The sequence below is a fragment of the Nafulsella turpanensis ZLM-10 genome, from assembly GCF_000346615.1.
GTDB lineage: Bacteria > Bacteroidota > Bacteroidia > Cytophagales > Cyclobacteriaceae > Nafulsella > Nafulsella turpanensis.
The window spans coordinates 38,176-54,127 of record NZ_ANNU01000032.1 but is presented as its reverse complement, the minus strand read 5'-3'; the positions used below and the strand labels follow the sequence as shown (position 1 = coordinate 54,127).

Annotated in this window: 9 protein-coding genes and 2 tRNA genes; 4 read left to right on the top strand and 7 right to left on the bottom strand. The window is 45.3% G+C overall.

Going from position 1 to position 15,952, the window contains the following annotated elements; genetic code table 11:
- Positions 1-73: 73 nt before the first annotated feature.
- The 4 genes from F752_RS0113080 to F752_RS0113065 all read right to left on the bottom strand — a co-directional run bounded on the left by F752_RS0113080 (position 74) and on the right by F752_RS0113065 (position 3,711).
- On the bottom strand, positions 74-1,252 hold the full coding sequence (locus F752_RS0113080) for an acetyl-CoA C-acyltransferase (RefSeq protein ID WP_017732195.1): 1,179 nt from the start codon (positions 1,250-1,252) through the stop codon (positions 74-76).
- A gap of 197 nt (positions 1,253-1,449) precedes the next feature.
- Positions 1,450-2,073, bottom strand: a complete 624-nt coding sequence (locus tag F752_RS24115; RefSeq protein WP_017732194.1) for a hypothetical protein — start codon at positions 2,071-2,073, stop codon at positions 1,450-1,452.
- A 1-nt stretch (position 2,074) separates the two neighbouring features.
- The gene (locus F752_RS24110) at positions 2,075-2,746 is read right to left on the bottom strand and encodes a hypothetical protein (RefSeq protein ID WP_017732193.1); all 672 of its coding nucleotides are present in this window, start codon (positions 2,744-2,746) and stop codon (positions 2,075-2,077) included.
- Positions 2,743-3,711, bottom strand: a complete 969-nt coding sequence (locus F752_RS0113065; RefSeq protein ID WP_017732192.1) for a vWA domain-containing protein — start codon at positions 3,709-3,711, stop codon at positions 2,743-2,745. Before F752_RS0113065 ends, F752_RS24110 begins: the two co-directional genes overlap by 4 nt.
- Positions 3,712-3,932: 221 nt before the next feature.
- On the opposite strand from F752_RS0113065, the gene F752_RS0113060 reads away from it, so the two are divergent.
- Positions 3,933-4,021 (top strand) — tRNA-Ser (locus F752_RS0113060).
- A 107-nt stretch (positions 4,022-4,128) separates the two neighbouring features.
- Positions 4,129-4,202: transfer RNA gene (locus F752_RS0113055), tRNA-Pro, on the top strand.
- A gap of 405 nt (positions 4,203-4,607) precedes the next feature.
- Here F752_RS0113055 and F752_RS26840 read toward each other — a convergent pair.
- Positions 4,608-4,730, bottom strand: a complete 123-nt coding sequence (locus F752_RS26840; RefSeq protein ID WP_017732190.1) for a hypothetical protein — start codon at positions 4,728-4,730, stop codon at positions 4,608-4,610.
- 453 nt (positions 4,731-5,183) lie between these two features.
- On the opposite strand from F752_RS26840, the gene F752_RS0113040 reads away from it, so the two are divergent.
- The gene (locus tag F752_RS0113040) at positions 5,184-7,517 is read left to right on the top strand and encodes an ABC transporter permease (RefSeq protein ID WP_017732189.1); all 2,334 of its coding nucleotides are present in this window, start codon (positions 5,184-5,186) and stop codon (positions 7,515-7,517) included.
- 591 nt (positions 7,518-8,108) lie between these two features.
- Here the strand turns inward: F752_RS0113040 and F752_RS0113030 are convergent.
- On the bottom strand, positions 8,109-13,010 hold the full coding sequence (locus F752_RS0113030; protein ID WP_017732187.1) for a pectinesterase family protein: 4,902 nt from the start codon (positions 13,008-13,010) through the stop codon (positions 8,109-8,111).
- A 555-nt stretch (positions 13,011-13,565) separates the two neighbouring features.
- On the opposite strand from F752_RS0113030, the gene F752_RS0113025 reads away from it, so the two are divergent.
- Complete coding sequence (locus tag F752_RS0113025) at positions 13,566-15,515, top strand: sialate O-acetylesterase (RefSeq protein WP_017732186.1); 1,950 nt, start codon at positions 13,566-13,568, stop codon at positions 15,513-15,515.
- Between the two features lie 248 nt (positions 15,516-15,763).
- Here F752_RS0113025 and F752_RS26655 read toward each other — a convergent pair whose 3' ends face one another.
- Positions 15,764-15,931, bottom strand: a complete 168-nt coding sequence (locus F752_RS26655) for a hypothetical protein (RefSeq protein WP_236614008.1) — start codon at positions 15,929-15,931, stop codon at positions 15,764-15,766.
- Positions 15,932-15,952: the final 21 nt, after the last annotated feature.

Sequence of the window (15,952 nt, the reverse complement as noted above, 5' to 3'; positions counted from 1 at the left end):
TGAAGGCTCCCCTGCGGTAAAATAAAAGGCCCGATGGATAACCATCAGGCCTTTAAAAATGAGTGGGTGTATCTTACATTTTTTCCAGTACGATGGCAGAAGCACCGCCGCCGCCATTACAGATGCCTGCAACGCCTATGCTGCCGCTCTTCTGGTGCAGTACACTATTAAGCGTAGTCATAATACGGGCACCGGAAGCTCCCAGCGGGTGGCCAAGGGCTACCGCACCGCCAAATACGTTTACTTTTTCAGGATCCAGCTCCAGCTTTTGAATGTTGGCCAGTGCTACCACAGAAAAAGCTTCGTTGATTTCAAAGAAATCGACTTCTGATTTGCTGATGCCAGCCATTTTAAGGGCATTCGGAATGGCAAGGGCAGGAGAGGTGGTAAACCAGATAGGTTCCTGGGCAGCATCGCCGAAGCCACGGATTTTAGCCAATGGCTTAATACCAAGCGCATCGGCCTTTTCCTTGCTCATTAGCACCATGGCGGCAGCACCATCGTTAATGGTAGAGGCATTGGCTGCCGTTACCGTTCCTTCTTTGCTGAAAACCGGGCGAAGGCCAGGGATTTTATCGAATTTTACGTTCTTATATTCCTCGTCGGTATCCATTACAATAGGATCGCCTTTGCGCTGAGGGATTTCCACAGGAACGATTTCATCTTTAAAGTAACCACTTTCCACCGCATTGGCCACACGCTTGTAGGAGTTGATGGCATACTCATCCTGCTGCTCGCGGGTAATACCGCATTCTCTGGCTGTATTATCGGCACAGTTGCCCATCGGGAACTTGTGGTATACCTCGAACAGACCGTCCTTCAGCAGACCATCCACCAACTCTCCGTTGCCATACTTATAGCCATAGCGGGCTTTAGGAATGTAGAAAGGAATATTGCTCATACTTTCCATACCGCCTACGACTACCACATCGTTTTGGCCAAGCATAATAGACTGTGCACCAAACATGGCGGCCTTCATGCCCGACGAACAAACTTTGTTAATAGTGGTACAGGGAACATTGTAGCCAAGACCGGCACCAACGGCAGCCTGGCGGGCTGGAGCCTGGCCTAGATTAGCCGAAACCACATTGCCCATAAACACTTCATTTACTTCTTTGCCGTCGACGCCGGCTTTCTGCAAGGCTCCTTTGATAGCAATGGAACCTAATTCTGTGGCAGATAAAGCGGAAAGGCTGCCGCCAAAGCTCCCGATAGGAGTGCGGACTGCTGACACAATATAAACTTCTTTCATTAGTATAATTTTTAAAAAGGTGAAAAGATGCCCTGACCGTTAGAGTACTAAAACTCCCTGCAGGAGTTCATCTGTTAAAAAATCAGGAGTACGATACTCAGGGGTAAAATTATTTAATTTTTGCAGGAGATAAAAAGTTTCGGGCTTAAATTAAATGCCTCAACGCTCCGTTCAATCGTTTGCAAGCAGCGGGGCTGTTACCAGTCCGGCTTGCCGTCGTCGGTTCTTTGGGGAGCCCTCCTCTTTTTCTGCTGCAGGTACTGGACTTCCTTGCTCTTCATGGCTTCGAGAATCATGCGGGCTTTTTCGGGGCTAATATCCATTTGTTCCAGCCGCTTTTCGGTTTCGGAAGGAGTAGGGGCTTGCTGCTCCTGCTTTTCCTTTCCTTCTTTTTCTTCTTCTTCGGAAGGTTTCTCTCCCTCTTTTTCCTGCTGCTCTTTTTCTTCTTTACTCTTTTCTTCGCCTTCCTGTGGCTTCTTCTCCTCCTGGCCTTCTTCTTTTTTCTCTTCCTCAGAAGACTGGCCGTCCTGTTGTTGTTCCTTTTTGTCCTGCTGGTCTTTTTTCTGCTGTTCCTGTTGTTGCTGTTTTTTCTTTTCCTCTTCCTGTTTCTTTTCGAGTTTTTCTTTCAGCGCTTTTAACTGCGGGTCGTTGGGGTAGCGACGAAGAGCTGCATTTACATTCCGAAGCGCCTGTTGGTTATCGCCTTCAATAAAAAGGTTCGCAGCCCTGTTAAAGGCAAGTGCAGGCGATTGTGCCTCGCTTTCCAGCTGGAGCCCAAGGGTAAGGGCTGTACTCATGAAGAGGATAAGCAGGTATTTCATTTTATAATTGTTCAATTTCGTGAATAATCCGGATACGCTCTGTAAAGTCATTAAAGGCGGCTACCGTAGGGTCTTGCTGCAGTCCCTCCTGCATCAGCTGATAAGCTTCTCCAAAGCGGTAGCGGGCAACAAGTTCCTCTGCCTTCTTTTTTAACTCTTTTGCCCACTCAGATGGTTCAATCTGCTCTTCTTTGTTCTCTTGCTGCTGTTTTTCCTGTTGCTCAAGCTTTTTGCGGGCAAGCTCATAATTATAGCGGGCTGCATCGTTGGTCGGGTCGCTTTTAAGCGATTGTTTAAAATAGCTTACCGCATCCTTTAAATTCTGGTCTTTGGTGGCCAGTATACCCAACTGCTGAAAGGCGGCCGACTGCAGGGTTTCATTTTCTGCATTAGCTGCTAAATTGCGGTAAACCAGGTCTGCTACCTTCGGCTTGCCGCCCATATACAGGCTGTTTGCATAATTGAGCCGCAGGGCTTCCCCTTCTACCTGAAAGGAATCGACCAGCACTGCGTAGAGCTGGCTGGCTTTTTCAAACTCGCCGTTTTTATAGGCTTCCGCAGCCTCTTCTTTAAGTTCATTAGTTTTGGCTATACCATTAAAGCCGCCCGGCCGGGATAGGCCAGGATTCCCCTGCAGGAACAATAAGAGGCTTATCATCAGGTACCACTTCATAATTTAATCACTTTTAAGCTTAGCAAAAGGTCGAGAGCCAGTAGGGCAAGCGCTGCTGCCACAAAATAATAATACTTATTGGCCGAGGCCTGTACGGTTCTTGCATCCCGAACTTCTCCTTCAATACTCTGAAGAACGTTAATTAAACGGTCAACTTCGTTTTCCTGTTTGTTTATTTCGAAATACTGTCCGTTTGTAAGGTTCGCCAGCTCCTTAAGAGCCGAGGGGTCGAGGCGGGTAATAACTTCATTGCCCTGTTCGTCGCGCAGGTAACGTCGCCTTTCCATTATTCGGCTGCCCTCTTCGGTCCCCACCCCAAGCGTAAAGAGGCGGATACCTGCTTCATTTATTTTTTCGGCTACAATTTCTGTTTCGTCCCCAAAATCTTCCCCATCACTGATAAGGATAATAATTTCAGCGGCCTCCTGTCCTGCCATGTCCGGCTCATTCTGGAGCTTTTCCATCGCCAGCCTCAGGGGAGGGGCAAAATCTGTGCCGCTATTCGGGACCAGTTCCGTGCTGAGGGTTTCAATAAAGAGGTTGAGGGCACTTTGGTCGTAAGTGAGGGGAGATTGTATAAAAGCATCGCCCGAAAAGATGATAAGGCCAATGCGGTCAGAGGAGAGGGCCCGGACAATATTCTTCAGCTCAAACTTTACTTTTTCGAGCCGGGTGGGCTGAACGTCAAAGGCATCCATGGATTTAGAAAGGTCGACGGCAATAAAAATATCCTTTCCGACCGTTTTTACCTCCCGTCCGGTAGTGCCGAAGGAGGGCCCCATAAGGGCAATTAACAGGAGGGCGAGGGCGGCTGAGCGAAGCAGGAATTTAAATAGTACGGTGCCAAATCGTGCGCCTGCCAGGCGGGCAGCTCGTACAACCCTGAAAAAGTAAAAGAGGTAGCCCAGTAGAAAGCAGAGCAGAAAAGTTAATTCGAGATTGGTAAAATCTTTTAGCCAGATCATGTAAAAGCTTAAATGGTTTTAAAAGGCACACTGGCTGCCTTTGGAAGTCGAAATATATTATTTTTAAGAAGGAGAAACAACGCCTGCTGATAAAGGTGCTGATTATCAACGACAGGATGAAAAATTATTTTAAAAAGCGCTGAAAAAAGGACTGAGGGTTTGGTTTAATAAAATTACTTCCTTTATATTTGCATCACTTTCCCGGACGGGGAAAGGTTAACGGAGAGGTGGGTGAGTGGCTTAAACCAGCAGTTTGCTAAACTGTCGTACGGGTCAAACTGTACCGGGGGTTCGAATCCCCCCCTCTCCGCGTGTTGAAAAAAGGTTTAAATTTTTTTGTCGCTTACTTGCGGAAATTAAAACTAATTTAATACCTTTGCAGTCCCCTATCGAGAGAGGGGAAATTAAAAGATTGTGCGGGGTGTAGCGTAGCCCGGTATCGCGCCTCGTTTGGGACGAGGAGGTCGTAGGTTCGAATCCTGCCACCCCGACAACTAAAAACCGCATTTACAGTTTGTAAATGCGGTTTTTTTATGTACAATAGTGAAGTAGAAGTAAAAGTGTATTTGCTCATTCTCAACTTTTCGCTTATTCTCTGGCCTGCTGATTCAGGCATAATAGCTACTCAAGGAAACCTCTAGTGCCTGGCAGAGGCACTAGAGGCAATATACCCCCCTTCTTTGCTCCCGAATAAGCCGGGTGTCGGTCGCTGGTGTCTCATTGGGAGCGGCTGCTGAAGATACCGATCGGGCGCCGATGCGCTGCCTTTTTTAGGATTTCAACCGCAGGGGAGCCCCTCTCCTTTAGACGTTGATTCTTTCTTTGTAACTGCCTGAATTCTTTATCTTTAGCATATCCCTTGCCTGGAAATGCTTTCTCTACCAGCGCGGCAGCGGCTATTGTTCCACCTCATTCTTCCACCTGCATAGGATGCTTAGATGCAGGCCCAGATTACGAGCTGTCTCGCTGACATTGCCGCTCACCTGAGCCAGCCTGATAGCCTCATCCCTTTTTGCCATAGTAGTTGTTGGTTAGATTAAGTTAAAATACTCTTTTCTAACCCTCCACTTTTTCAGGGGAATTCCACTTAAACTCCTTCGAACTTGGAAATAACCTTTAGGGCTAATCTATAATCTAAAGGTGGTTACAATTCCCTTCCCTGTAACCCGACAAGTGTTCCCAGGCAACAAAGAAATGTTTGACAACCCTACCAGTAAGCTTCTCCACGGCAAACACCCACTGAGCTAAAAGTAAGTGCCGCAGTCTTAATTGGGTGTAAAATATTTTGTACCTGACTGTATCAAATCGATACAACTAGTGTATCAAAATCGAGCAGGTTTTAATAAATAGTTGTCTAAGATATTGATAATTAAGTTGTTGTATTTTTGGCGCAAACCTTGCCGATAGAATTGGGAGGGATCCCCTCCCTCAGTGTTTGGCTTTTTTTTTATTAAAAATCAACACTTTAAGCCATGATAAAGAACTATCTAAAAATCGCTATCCGGACACTTTGGAAAAACAAACTTTTTTCATTTGTCAACATATTTGGCTTGTCAATGAGTATGGCAGTTGGTGTTATTCTTTTTACAGGCATAAAAGCCACTTACGATACAGACCATTTTCATCCAGAATTAAATCAAATAGTACGGATACTTACGCAGGAAACAAATGAGACGGGACAAGCAAAATGGGCAACAGCTCCATTGCCGTTGGCGCATCAAATAAACAATTTCTCCTTTATTGAAAAAACGGTAAAAGTACGGCTGGCAGGAAAACATAACTTACAAACCGATAAAGGCGATATCCCTATTGACATAAAATTTTCAGAGCCTTCTTTTTTTGATGTCTTTGGCTTCAAATTGCTATCAGGCAATGCACAAAGCCTTACAAATAATCCCACCAGCCTTTTTCTAACTGAAAAAACAGCAGAAAAAATATTTGGCAGCGCCAATGTTTTAGGACAAACGGTTCAATTTGAAAATTTAGGTTCTTATACCGTTGGGGGAATTATCCAGGACCCACCTTTAGAGACACACCTGCCTATTGAGGCAATGCTTTCTAACAATGCTGCTGAAATGCTTGAAAAGGAAGGAGCAGTCAGTAATATTTCGCAAGATTGGGAGCAATTCAAGAGCTCTGCAATTTATGCCCGTTTAAAATCAGAAGATAATTTAAAGCAACTCAATACAAAGCTCCAAAACTATAATCGGAAATTGGATAACAGCAATCTTCAATTTTTGGCACAACCCATAGAAGATGTTACCCCTGGAAACAATGGCATTAAAAATGACCCTAATGCGGGCGTCAATTGGATGGGCATAAAAACGCAGCTGTTTTTAATTCTATCCTTAACTCTTTTATCTGCTTTCAATTATATCAGTTTATCATTAGCGCGTGCCTTATCTCGAGCGCAAGAAGTGGGTATTCGCAAAACCATAGGCGCAACAAGAGGACAAATTGTTGGTCAATTTTTAATGGAAGCGACCCTTGTTTCCGTATTTGCTTTGTTGTTTACAGTGCCCTGTGTTAATATTTTAATGGACCACATACCTGATATGGAGGTGACGTTTTCCTGGGATATAACCTTAATTTCAGGCTTGTTGATCTACGCAGTTATCACAGGCTTAGTCGCTGGGGCACTTCCCTCATGGCTGCTGTCAGCTTTTAAGCCCGTACAGACATTGCGTAAAATGAAGAATGTAAGGTTGTTTCAGACTGTTTCATTCTACAAGATTTTAGTTGTTGTGCAATTTTCAGTTGCTATCATCCTTATGATACAGGTGGTCATACTGGCCGATTATGAAAGAAAAAACAGTGCAATTATTAATTCGACCGTGCCACCTAACGTCCTGACACTTGATTTGAAAGGTGAAAAATATGAAAACCTGCAAAACGAAATAAGTCAGTTAAGTCAGGTAGAAACGGCTTTGGCCACTAACTGGTATTATGAACCGATTAAAATGGGCAAAGATTCTGTCACATTGAACGATAAGATTCTGGAAATAAATTACGTAAGTATTGACCCGGAAACAATTGAAACAGAAGGTATCAGCTTAAAAGCCGGGCAAAATTTTCCTGAAAATATGCCCCGGAATATTGAGCATTATGTGTTGGTGAATGAAGCTGCCGCAAAAATATTGGAATCTAAATCGGAGACTGTAGTGGGGCAAAATCTATTACTGGATTCTTCCAATGTACAAGTCATTGGCATCATGCCCAATGAAGTTATTGGCCAACAACTCCCTTTAATTTATCGGTATTTGCCAAATGAAATAGCCACCCTGACTATAAAAATAAAGCCAGATACAGAATTGGAAGTGACCAAAGCCATTCAATCCATATGGAAAAACAATTTTCCTGAAAAAACGGCAAATATTCATAACTTAAAAGATCACCGTTATTCAGGAGCAAGTAGTGGCGACAGGATAGGTTTTTTTGGAGGCTTTGCCCTTATAGTCATGATAATCGCTGCTTTGGGCATTTTAGGCATAGCCAGTTACTCCGTAGAAACACGCACTAAAGAACTAGGTATAAGAAAAGTATTGGGAGCAGGCAAAATAAGACTGGTGTGGACAGTCACCAAAAATTTTGGCATTCTTATCCTGATTGCCGGACTTATTGGTGTTCCAGGGGGCATGTTAATCGGTGATTTAGTAAGAGAAGAAATGGGCAGTCATCTTGATTTAGGTCTTATAAATATAAGCATAGGTTTTGTTTTGGTTGCCATAGTCGGGTTGCTCACTGTCCTGTCACAAACCATTCGAGCGGGTAAAATAAAACCTGTAAAAGTTTTAAAAGCAGAGTAAAAAAGGGTAAAGTATTCATTGGCAGGTTATAAAGATGGTGAGACAATTAACTATATTCTGCGACACTGTAAGTTTACCTGAACTTCGGGTATTTAAAAGCGGCAGCGGGGCTGCCCCAGCCGCGCTGTTGAAAAATGAATAATAAGTCCTCAAATCTATTGGCGATGGACTACTGGCGCGATGGTCAAAGGTATCAGGAGATATAAGAACTTAAATGTAGGAAAGAGATAGAAGAGGAGAGCACCCAAACGTCAAATGGTGCAGATTCACCTTTCGGTTATTCAGTAAAAGTTATATTCTTAACTATACATTACTAGTAATGACTCACCAGAAAATACCCTAGCTGTAGCTGAAAGCCGGCTTTCTCCAAAATAAACTGGCAGCTTCCAGTGGAATTTTTAAGGCTGAAAATGCGGTTCTTTTGTTTTGCAATGTTGGGAGAGTGGGGATGCAAGTAAAGGTTGTTTTTCTGGCTGTTTGAATATCCATCTTTTCCAGCTAATGTTGGATAACAAAAAAACCTCAACGCAAAGCTTGTAAACTTTCCGTTGAGGTTAATAAGTGATTAACTATTTAAGGGTTAAAAGAAGGCTATCTCAGGTAAAGCTTCGTGTTACTCATTCCACTTCCTGTTTTCAGTTGAATGATGTACATGCCGGAATGCAGGCCACCCGTCTTAAACTGAATCTGATGAGTGCCAGCCTTTAAGGTTTCATGGGTGAGCTGCTTTACAACTTTGCCCTGTAAATTAATTACCTGCAGGGTTACCACACCCGTTTTTGTGACCTCGTAGGAGATGGTTACCGCCTTTTGCCGGGAAGGGTTAGGGTAAACCTGTAATCCGCTGGCACCAATGCCGTCATTGATTCCTGTAACTTCTTCATCAGGCTTCTCTTCCTCTGCAATAAGTGTGGCTATCGGATCCCAGCCATCATTTCCTTTTGTGAAATTAAAAGGCGTAATTTCGGTTCCGTCTGACAGTACTGGTTCTGCTAGCACGGTGGACCATGAAGCACGTTTATCAGAATTATCCACTCCCGATTCTTCTATCGTTCCATACTCGTACATCATGCTTGACTCTCCGCCAAGGGTATTTTGCCACCCAAGCGGCATAATAAGCGATTCTCCTTCAGAACCAGGATAATCCGAGGTTTCGACGGTGGTATTGTAAAATACCACTTCGCTGGTGGTCGCTTCCCAGGGGCGACCAAAATAGCCCGGCTTGGCAAGGTAGGTAGAAGCTGTTTCCACACCAGGGATAGCCGATCTGACGGTGGTTTCGTACATCAGGTAGCCCCTTCCTTCACGCTGCTGAGCGGCGGTAAGGTAGGAGGCATCATTGCTTGCATCACTCACATTCATTACCAATCCGGTTTGGTAGAATACGGCCGTCATGCCACCGAAAATATAGTCCACGGCTCCCATCATAACGCCTTTGTATACTGCCACTCTCGCATTAGAACCACCGAAGAAGGAGTCCTGGCGACCCACTACACGAACATTATCGAGAATTACTTTATCCGTATTATTGGTAATGGCAAGTGCTGCTGCCCTTTCCACGAAGCTTCTGTCCTGCACTTCGGTAGAGCCTACCGTTGTCGGGCGTTCTCCTTTGCTTCCGGCTTCCCACATCACCACAATATCTTCCGATTCCTTTTTGGAGATATACTGGTTAAAAGAGTTTTCAAAGATAATGTCTTCTGCCACAAAGTTATCGGCGCTAACTACCACGGTAGCATTCCAGTAGGAGCCATTGGTAGTGCCGGAGCCTTTATTTTCATAACTTAAATAGCCATTTTCTTTGTTGACTCTTAACACATCCGCATCCCATTTCTGGTCGCTGCCCATGCTGTAGTAGTTATATCCATGCCCGTAATAGGATGTGATGCGAACAGCATTTTCCGCAATATCAACCCCTTTATTGAGTAAATCTATACTTGGGGAGGCGGCTGCATTTTTTAAGGTAACAGAAGGCTCTGTAATCACCAGCATCTCTTCGTAATTACCCGGATCAATCATTACCGTTACTCTTTGGTCATCTTCCCGATCCATGGTAGCAATGGCATCCAGGGCGGCATTAATGGTCTTGTACTCTTTATCAGCCCCAACATACAAAGTAGGTGTATACGGCAGGGCTTCACTAATCGCAATATCAGTGATGTAGGTAGTGGAAGCTCCTTCTCCGATAGTGATGGTTACATAACCAGCCTCAGTGCCGGGGTATACATAATCTACAGTCTCCACATTGGAAGTACTGTTGCTCTCCGTTGTAACAGCTTCGCCACCCTCAATAGAGAAATCGGCAGAATAGTAGTAGCTTACCGTAATTTTATCGCCCACCTCTACCGGTACTTGAATGGTGGCTCCGGCTTTGGCGGTCAGGTGTCCTTTACTCATCTCGTTGGCAATATTTCCGCTAAAGAGCAGTCCTTTATACGCCTGTGTATCATTGGTAATTTCCTCGTCGTCGAACGACCAGTTTCTTACAGGCTCAAATGAGAGCACTTTGGTTGCAGCTTCTCCATCAATAGTCAGGTTAGAAGTCAGCCCCATCGTTAGCGGGTATTCATCCAGGCCATCATAGGAAATGGTATAAGTGCCATCTCTCAGGGCGATATCATCGACAGAGGTAAAGGTGTAGGTATACTCATCGGCCATATTGGTAAAGGTTAAGGCCAGTTTAGCCAGCTGCTCAGCAGTGAGGTCAGCTGCATCGATGGTAACCTTGTACAGCGGTTTAGGCGCAAAGGTAATATCAGCCGTTTCATCTGCCTGACCAATGGTAATGGTGTTGGCAGGAATATAATAATCATTCACTCCTTCAGCTGAAATAGTATATTCGGTACCCGGCTCTAACTTCACGGTATAGGTAGCGTTGGTAGCATCCACTACAGGAGAAGGCATATAAGATTTATTGGCTGCCGGATCTGGTGTAAATACCAGTTCTAAACTGGAAAGGTCCTGGCCTGCCAAACCTGCAATTGCACCGCTTACATTATAAAGCTCTACTTTTTTAATGGCTATGTCATGTGTAACTGCTTCACCTGTAACTTCCAGAGTCGTTCCATTGCTGATAATGTAGGCCTCTGCATTTGCCAGACTTAATTCGTAGGTATACCCGACAGGCAGACTGGCAGTATATACTCCGTTTGTTACCGGAACCGCCCACGATTTACCTGCCTCATTGGTAAAGACAATCTGGTAGTCTGCCGGAATATCGGCTGCCTGGCTAACATCCACAGCGCCTGACACTGCTGCGTAATCTGCATCTTTTCTGTAAATTCGGTAGTAGCTTGGCTTACCCTGGGTGTCGTAGATGCGGTAAGTGCCGGCTTCTTTCGCCACAAAATTCAGCTCGGTAAGCTCGCTGGTAATTTCCACTACATCGGTTTGCGCGGCCGGATCGGCTACATATTCAAAATGGATGGTACCTCCGGCATCTGTTTTGGTTACAATTGTCACTTCATCGTCTTCACTCAGGGTCAGGCTCAGGTATCTGCCAGTGGCACCTGCAGAGTTCACATAAATACGGCCTGTATAACCCTCGGCATCGCTGATATTTTCGTCGTAGCGGGTAAGGTTGGTATTGGTTGTTCTGAGCCTGTCATTTCCGCCGCCTATCCAGCTCAAAACCCCTGCGCTGAAGCTTGGCAATACATTTCCTGAACTACCCACAGTGATGGAAGGATCGTACCATGAGTTGATGATTTCTTCAGTTAATTGATTATTATAAAGCGTCTCGTCTAACTGAACAGCCCCAAAGTCCCAGACATCTGTTTTTCCGTTTGATGCCTCGATTGTCGCCTCGTTTGCGACACTTAACCCATGGAGGTAAATTTCTGCAGTTGGGAAATTCTCACTCCTTAATGTAGCCGTAATGACTCCCTTAGGTCCTTCATAGCTGAAGTTGCTCGGGAACCCATCGGCCCCGCCTATATTGGTAGCTGGTGCAGTACCCAATACATTTCCCTGGGCATCTGTAAATTCAAAAACCGCATCTGTCGCGTTTCCATAGGTATCTACCAGAAAGGTGATAGTGGCATTTCCTGCTACAGCAATATCAAATGAATTTCCGGGGAAAAAGACGCCGCCGTGGCTTGAGTCATGGTAGCCAAACTGTAAAGATTCCGTATCTGTATTGCTGTTGATGGTTACCAGGCCATCTTTGGTTACAAAGGTTTTATACCGTAAGGAATTATAGCTGGTTTGAGGCATCTCCGAGCCGTCGGCAAAATTGTAGATATAGGTTTTGCCGGGCTCAGCCTCTGCCGTTAGGCTGTTGTCAGCTACTTTAATGACATAGCTTGTTGGGTTCGAGGCCTCATCTACAAAGGTGATCTCCAGCATATCGCCATTGGCATTTACCGCGGCAATATCTCCGGTAAAGGCAGGGGTGAAGGTAGATAAAGCATTGCCTCCTAAATCCATCAGGATGCTGGCTTCCTCATTCGTAGCACTGATAACAGTACCGGAGCTCAGGGTAATGGTGGCATCGCTGTTTGCATCTGCGCCGGAGGTAACTCCTATGTCCGTGCCGTTGAGCGTAATGGTGCCTGCTTTTTGTATCCATGGGGTCAGGCTCACCTCATAAGGAACGGGCGCGACCTCAATGTAGGGTACATAATTAGTGCCTGTGAAGTCCAGCGTAACAGTACCCGCAGTGCCTATATACAGGAAGTCTACTGTAGAACCATCGTTGCCAAAGTTTCCAGAGGTGGTGGAAGACTGTGAGCTTACATCGAAATCGCCGCTTGCGCTTGAAACGGAAATCGTACCGCTTGAATAGATACTGCCTCCTACCTTAATGTAGGAGTTCCCATCTACCTGCAGGCTAATCTGATTTCCCGTTTTAAATACAGAACCGTGCTGCTCACCATTGTAGCCGTAAGCATTGCTGGAACCCGGTGTAATTCCTATCAGGCCAAGGTTTATATCCTCTTGTCCGGTAGTATTAGTGGGTACAATACTGCCATCCCTGAAGTCGTAATAATAAATGATGTTTTTCTCGGCCACAGTAGCCGCCGCACCTGATTGAGCAGGAATCACTTCAATGGTTGGCAGGTACAGGTCGTTACCTGCCCCGGCGGTAAGTTTAAAATTTAATGGCTGTCCATTGCCTGAGTAAACGAAGTCGTAGGTATCGCTCAGGTCATTGGCTACCTTCGTATTCTGGGTGCCCAAATCGCCTTCAGTAGTCGCAGTACCCAGCATGTTTAAACCTGAATGCTGGGAACCCAGGAACCTGATGGTGTTACTTCCGTCTACCGTAAGGTTGATTTCTCCATCTACTTTCATATTCAGTCCGTAGGTGGAGCCATGATGACCGTAAGTGCCACTCAGGCTAAGGGAGCCATCCTCACTTTGTCCATTGTTTACAATGGTTCCGTCTCTAAAATCATAGGTTCGGGAGCCGGTTGTTTGCCCATGCACTACGGAAGTGCACAGTAGCAGAAAAGCAAATGATAAATAGGATAGGTAGAATTTTACTTTCATAGGTTTATATTAAAATATGACTGTTAAAACTTGTGCAATCGATTGCACTGGCGGAGAAAAAAAATCTTGTTCTTTACAGGAAAAAATACAGTAGTCTTTTTTGCATAGGATTTTATTTAAAGGCGATGAATGAAGGTGCTTAGCAGGGGCCTCTGGTGAGGCTTTTACTCCGGCAGCCGCAGCTTTAACTATAGGTTAAAGAATAGGTTAAAGAATAAAAAGAATTTTAATTTAACAAAGATAATCGAATTTGTCACCAAAAAACCGCAATAAAATTTCAAAAAGGCAGGCTTATTCCAAAGAGTTGTCAGGTGTATGAGGAGATTATACTTAAGCATTATAGGTATTAAGATCTTCTTCTTTTAAAATCCTGTATGCTGGTACTTTAAAATAAGTGCTGCTGAAAGGTATAAGACGCTCCAGACCATCTTGAGTACCTGTAAAATCCCAGCTGGTTGATGAAAAAATCTGACTTCGAAGAATCTAATCCTGTCATTTTTACTTTATAAGCCCCTGATTATTTACATTTGGAGTAATCGTTTAACTCTGCACGACATGAATAAGCTTGTGAAATACAGCCTGCTGATAGCTGCCCTTCTTTTGTCATTAAATGTGTACAGCCAGCTAAGGCTACCGCGTCTGGTTAGCGATGGAATGGTTCTGCAAAGAGATACAGACCTGAAGATATGGGGATGGGCAACTCCGGGAGATGAGGTGAGCATTGAGTTCAAAGGAAAAAGCTGGAAAACTACTGCCGGTGAGGAAGGACGCTGGGAAGTAAACTTACCCCCTATGGAAGCCGGAGGTCCGTATGAAATGGATGTTCAGGCGGATAAGCAGCTAACAGTCAAAAATATTTTAATTGGCGATGTATGGCTGGCCTCAGGCCAATCGAACATGGAGCTTACCATGGAGCGGGCATCACCAATTTACCAGGAAGTTATTGCGCAGGCAGAGAATCCTGACATCCGATACTTTGATGTTCCGGACCGCTATGATTTTAACCAGCCACAGGAAGATTTGGAAGGGGGAAGCTGGAAGGCAGCTACGCCAGAAAATGTGCTGAACTTCTCTGCTGTTGCTTACTTCTTTGCCAAAGAGCTGTATGAAAAATACGAGGTCCCTGTTGGAATCATTAATGCCAGTTTAGGAGGCTCTCCGGTTGAAGCATGGATAAGCGAAGAAGCACTGAAAGAATTTCCTGTTCCTTATGCGGAGGCACAAAGGTTTAAAGACAGTACCCTGATTCGTGAAATCCAGGAGAAGGATAAAGCCAGGGGCAATGCATGGTATGGAACGCTGAGGAAGAAGGATCAGGGATACAGGAATCCGGAAGCTCCCTGGTATAAGCCCGGTTTGGATGATTCTCGTTGGGCAGCAATGGAAATACCAGGATACTGGGCAGATACTGAGCTGGGGCCGGTGAATGGCGTGGTTTGGTTTAGGAAAGAAATAGATGTACCCGCCTCCCTCGCAGGTAAGCCGGCCGGGCTGCTGCTGGGAAGAATTGTAGACAGTGATTCGGTTTACCTGAACGGAGAATTTGTAGGCACAACCGGATATCAGTACCCGCCGAGGAGGTATGAAATTCCTGCCGGTTTGTTGAAGGAAGGGAAAAACACACTGGTGATAAGGGTCATTAACGAATCCGGTAGAGGCGGTTTTGTGGAGGACAAGCCCTATCAGATTGCTGCCGGAGGAGATACTATTGATTTGAAAGGAGCATGGAAGTACAGGCTGGGAGCTGCTATGGGGCCGCTTCCGGGGCAGACATTTATTCGCTGGAAACCATTGGGTTTGTACAACGGAATGATTGCACCGCTGCTGAAGTACCCCATCAAGGGTGTGATATGGTACCAGGGAGAGTCAAATACAAATGACGCAGCGGAATATGATGGAATGTTTTCTGCCCTTATTTCAAACTGGAGGCAAAAGTGGGGACAGGGCGATTTTCCCTTCCTGTATGTTCAGCTGGCCAATTTTATGGAAGCAGCAGAGCAGCCATCGGAAAGTAACTGGGCAGAACTGCGGGATGCCCAGTTGAAAACACTCAGTGTGCCAAATACCGCCATGGCAGTGACCATTGATATTGGTGAGTGGAATGATATCCATCCTTTAAACAAAGAGGATGTAGGGAAGCGACTGGCGCTGGCAGCACAAAAAGTGGCCTATGGTGATGAGAGTGTAGTGTTTTCCGGCCCGGTGTTTAAATCGATGGAAGTAAAGGGGAATAAGGCGGTACTTTCCTTTAAAAATGTAGGAGGTGGGTTAACTACCAATGGGGAAGAGGAGTTGAAAGCGTTTGCTATTGCCGGTGCTGACGGGAACTGGTTTTGGGCAAAGGCAAAAATAAAAGGAAACAAAGTAGTGGTCTGGAGCGATAAAGTAGCTAAGCCGGTGGCAGTGCGTTACGCCTGGGCCGATAATCCGGAAGGGGCTAACCTGTACAATAAAGAAGGATTACCGGCTTCCCCCTTTCAGGCAACATATACTGATCATCAGTAGTAAGACCTGCCATTGCTGCCATGGCCTGCACCCCTGTACAACAAAAAGGCTGCTTAGAAATAATCTGAGCAGCCTTTTTGTTACATTCTTGTAGGTGTGAGCTGTTCAGCCCAAAACTTAAAAAGAAGCCATTACCGTTTCAGCTGCATACAGCTTACCGGCTAACAACCGTAAGACTGGTGCTGGCGTTTTTTAGCTTCAATTACCAGGGGAGGAAAGCAGGAACGGCTCTTAATAATAATTTTCTCTTAGCCGGCATCGTGCCAGTGTCCGTGTTCAGGCGACCATACTTTTCCGGCCGGAGCTTCTCCGGGAGGGGCCGCATTGGAGGGCTGGTTATTTAAATACAACACCATGGCTAAGATGGTAAAGAAAAGAGCGACCAGCCCACCTATCAGGATATTCTTGTTCTTCATTCCTTTTTTCGCCTCAACTGC

Excerpts from the sequence above, each read along its gene's own strand:
- F752_RS0113080 (WP_017732195.1), bottom strand. The coding sequence starts at position 1,252 with ATGAAAGAAGTTTATATTGTGTCAGCAGTCCGCACTCCTATCGGGAGC.
- F752_RS24115 (WP_017732194.1), bottom strand. The coding sequence starts at position 2,073 with ATGAAATACCTGCTTATCCTCTTCATGAGTACAGCCCTTACCCTTGGG.
- F752_RS24110 (WP_017732193.1), bottom strand. The coding sequence starts at position 2,746 with ATGAAGTGGTACCTGATGATAAGCCTCTTATTGTTCCTGCAGGGGAAT.
- F752_RS0113065 (WP_017732192.1), bottom strand. The coding sequence starts at position 3,711 with ATGATCTGGCTAAAAGATTTTACCAATCTCGAATTAACTTTTCTGCTC.
- F752_RS26840 (WP_017732190.1), bottom strand. The coding sequence starts at position 4,730 with ATGGCAAAAAGGGATGAGGCTATCAGGCTGGCTCAGGTGAGCGGCAAT.
- F752_RS0113040 (WP_017732189.1), top strand. The coding sequence starts at position 5,184 with ATGATAAAGAACTATCTAAAAATCGCTATCCGGACACTTTGGAAAAAC.
- F752_RS0113030 (WP_017732187.1), bottom strand. The coding sequence starts at position 13,010 with ATGAAAGTAAAATTCTACCTATCCTATTTATCATTTGCTTTTCTGCTA.
- F752_RS0113025 (WP_017732186.1), top strand. The coding sequence starts at position 13,566 with ATGAATAAGCTTGTGAAATACAGCCTGCTGATAGCTGCCCTTCTTTTG.
- F752_RS26655 (WP_236614008.1), bottom strand. The coding sequence starts at position 15,931 with ATGAAGAACAAGAATATCCTGATAGGTGGGCTGGTCGCTCTTTTCTTT.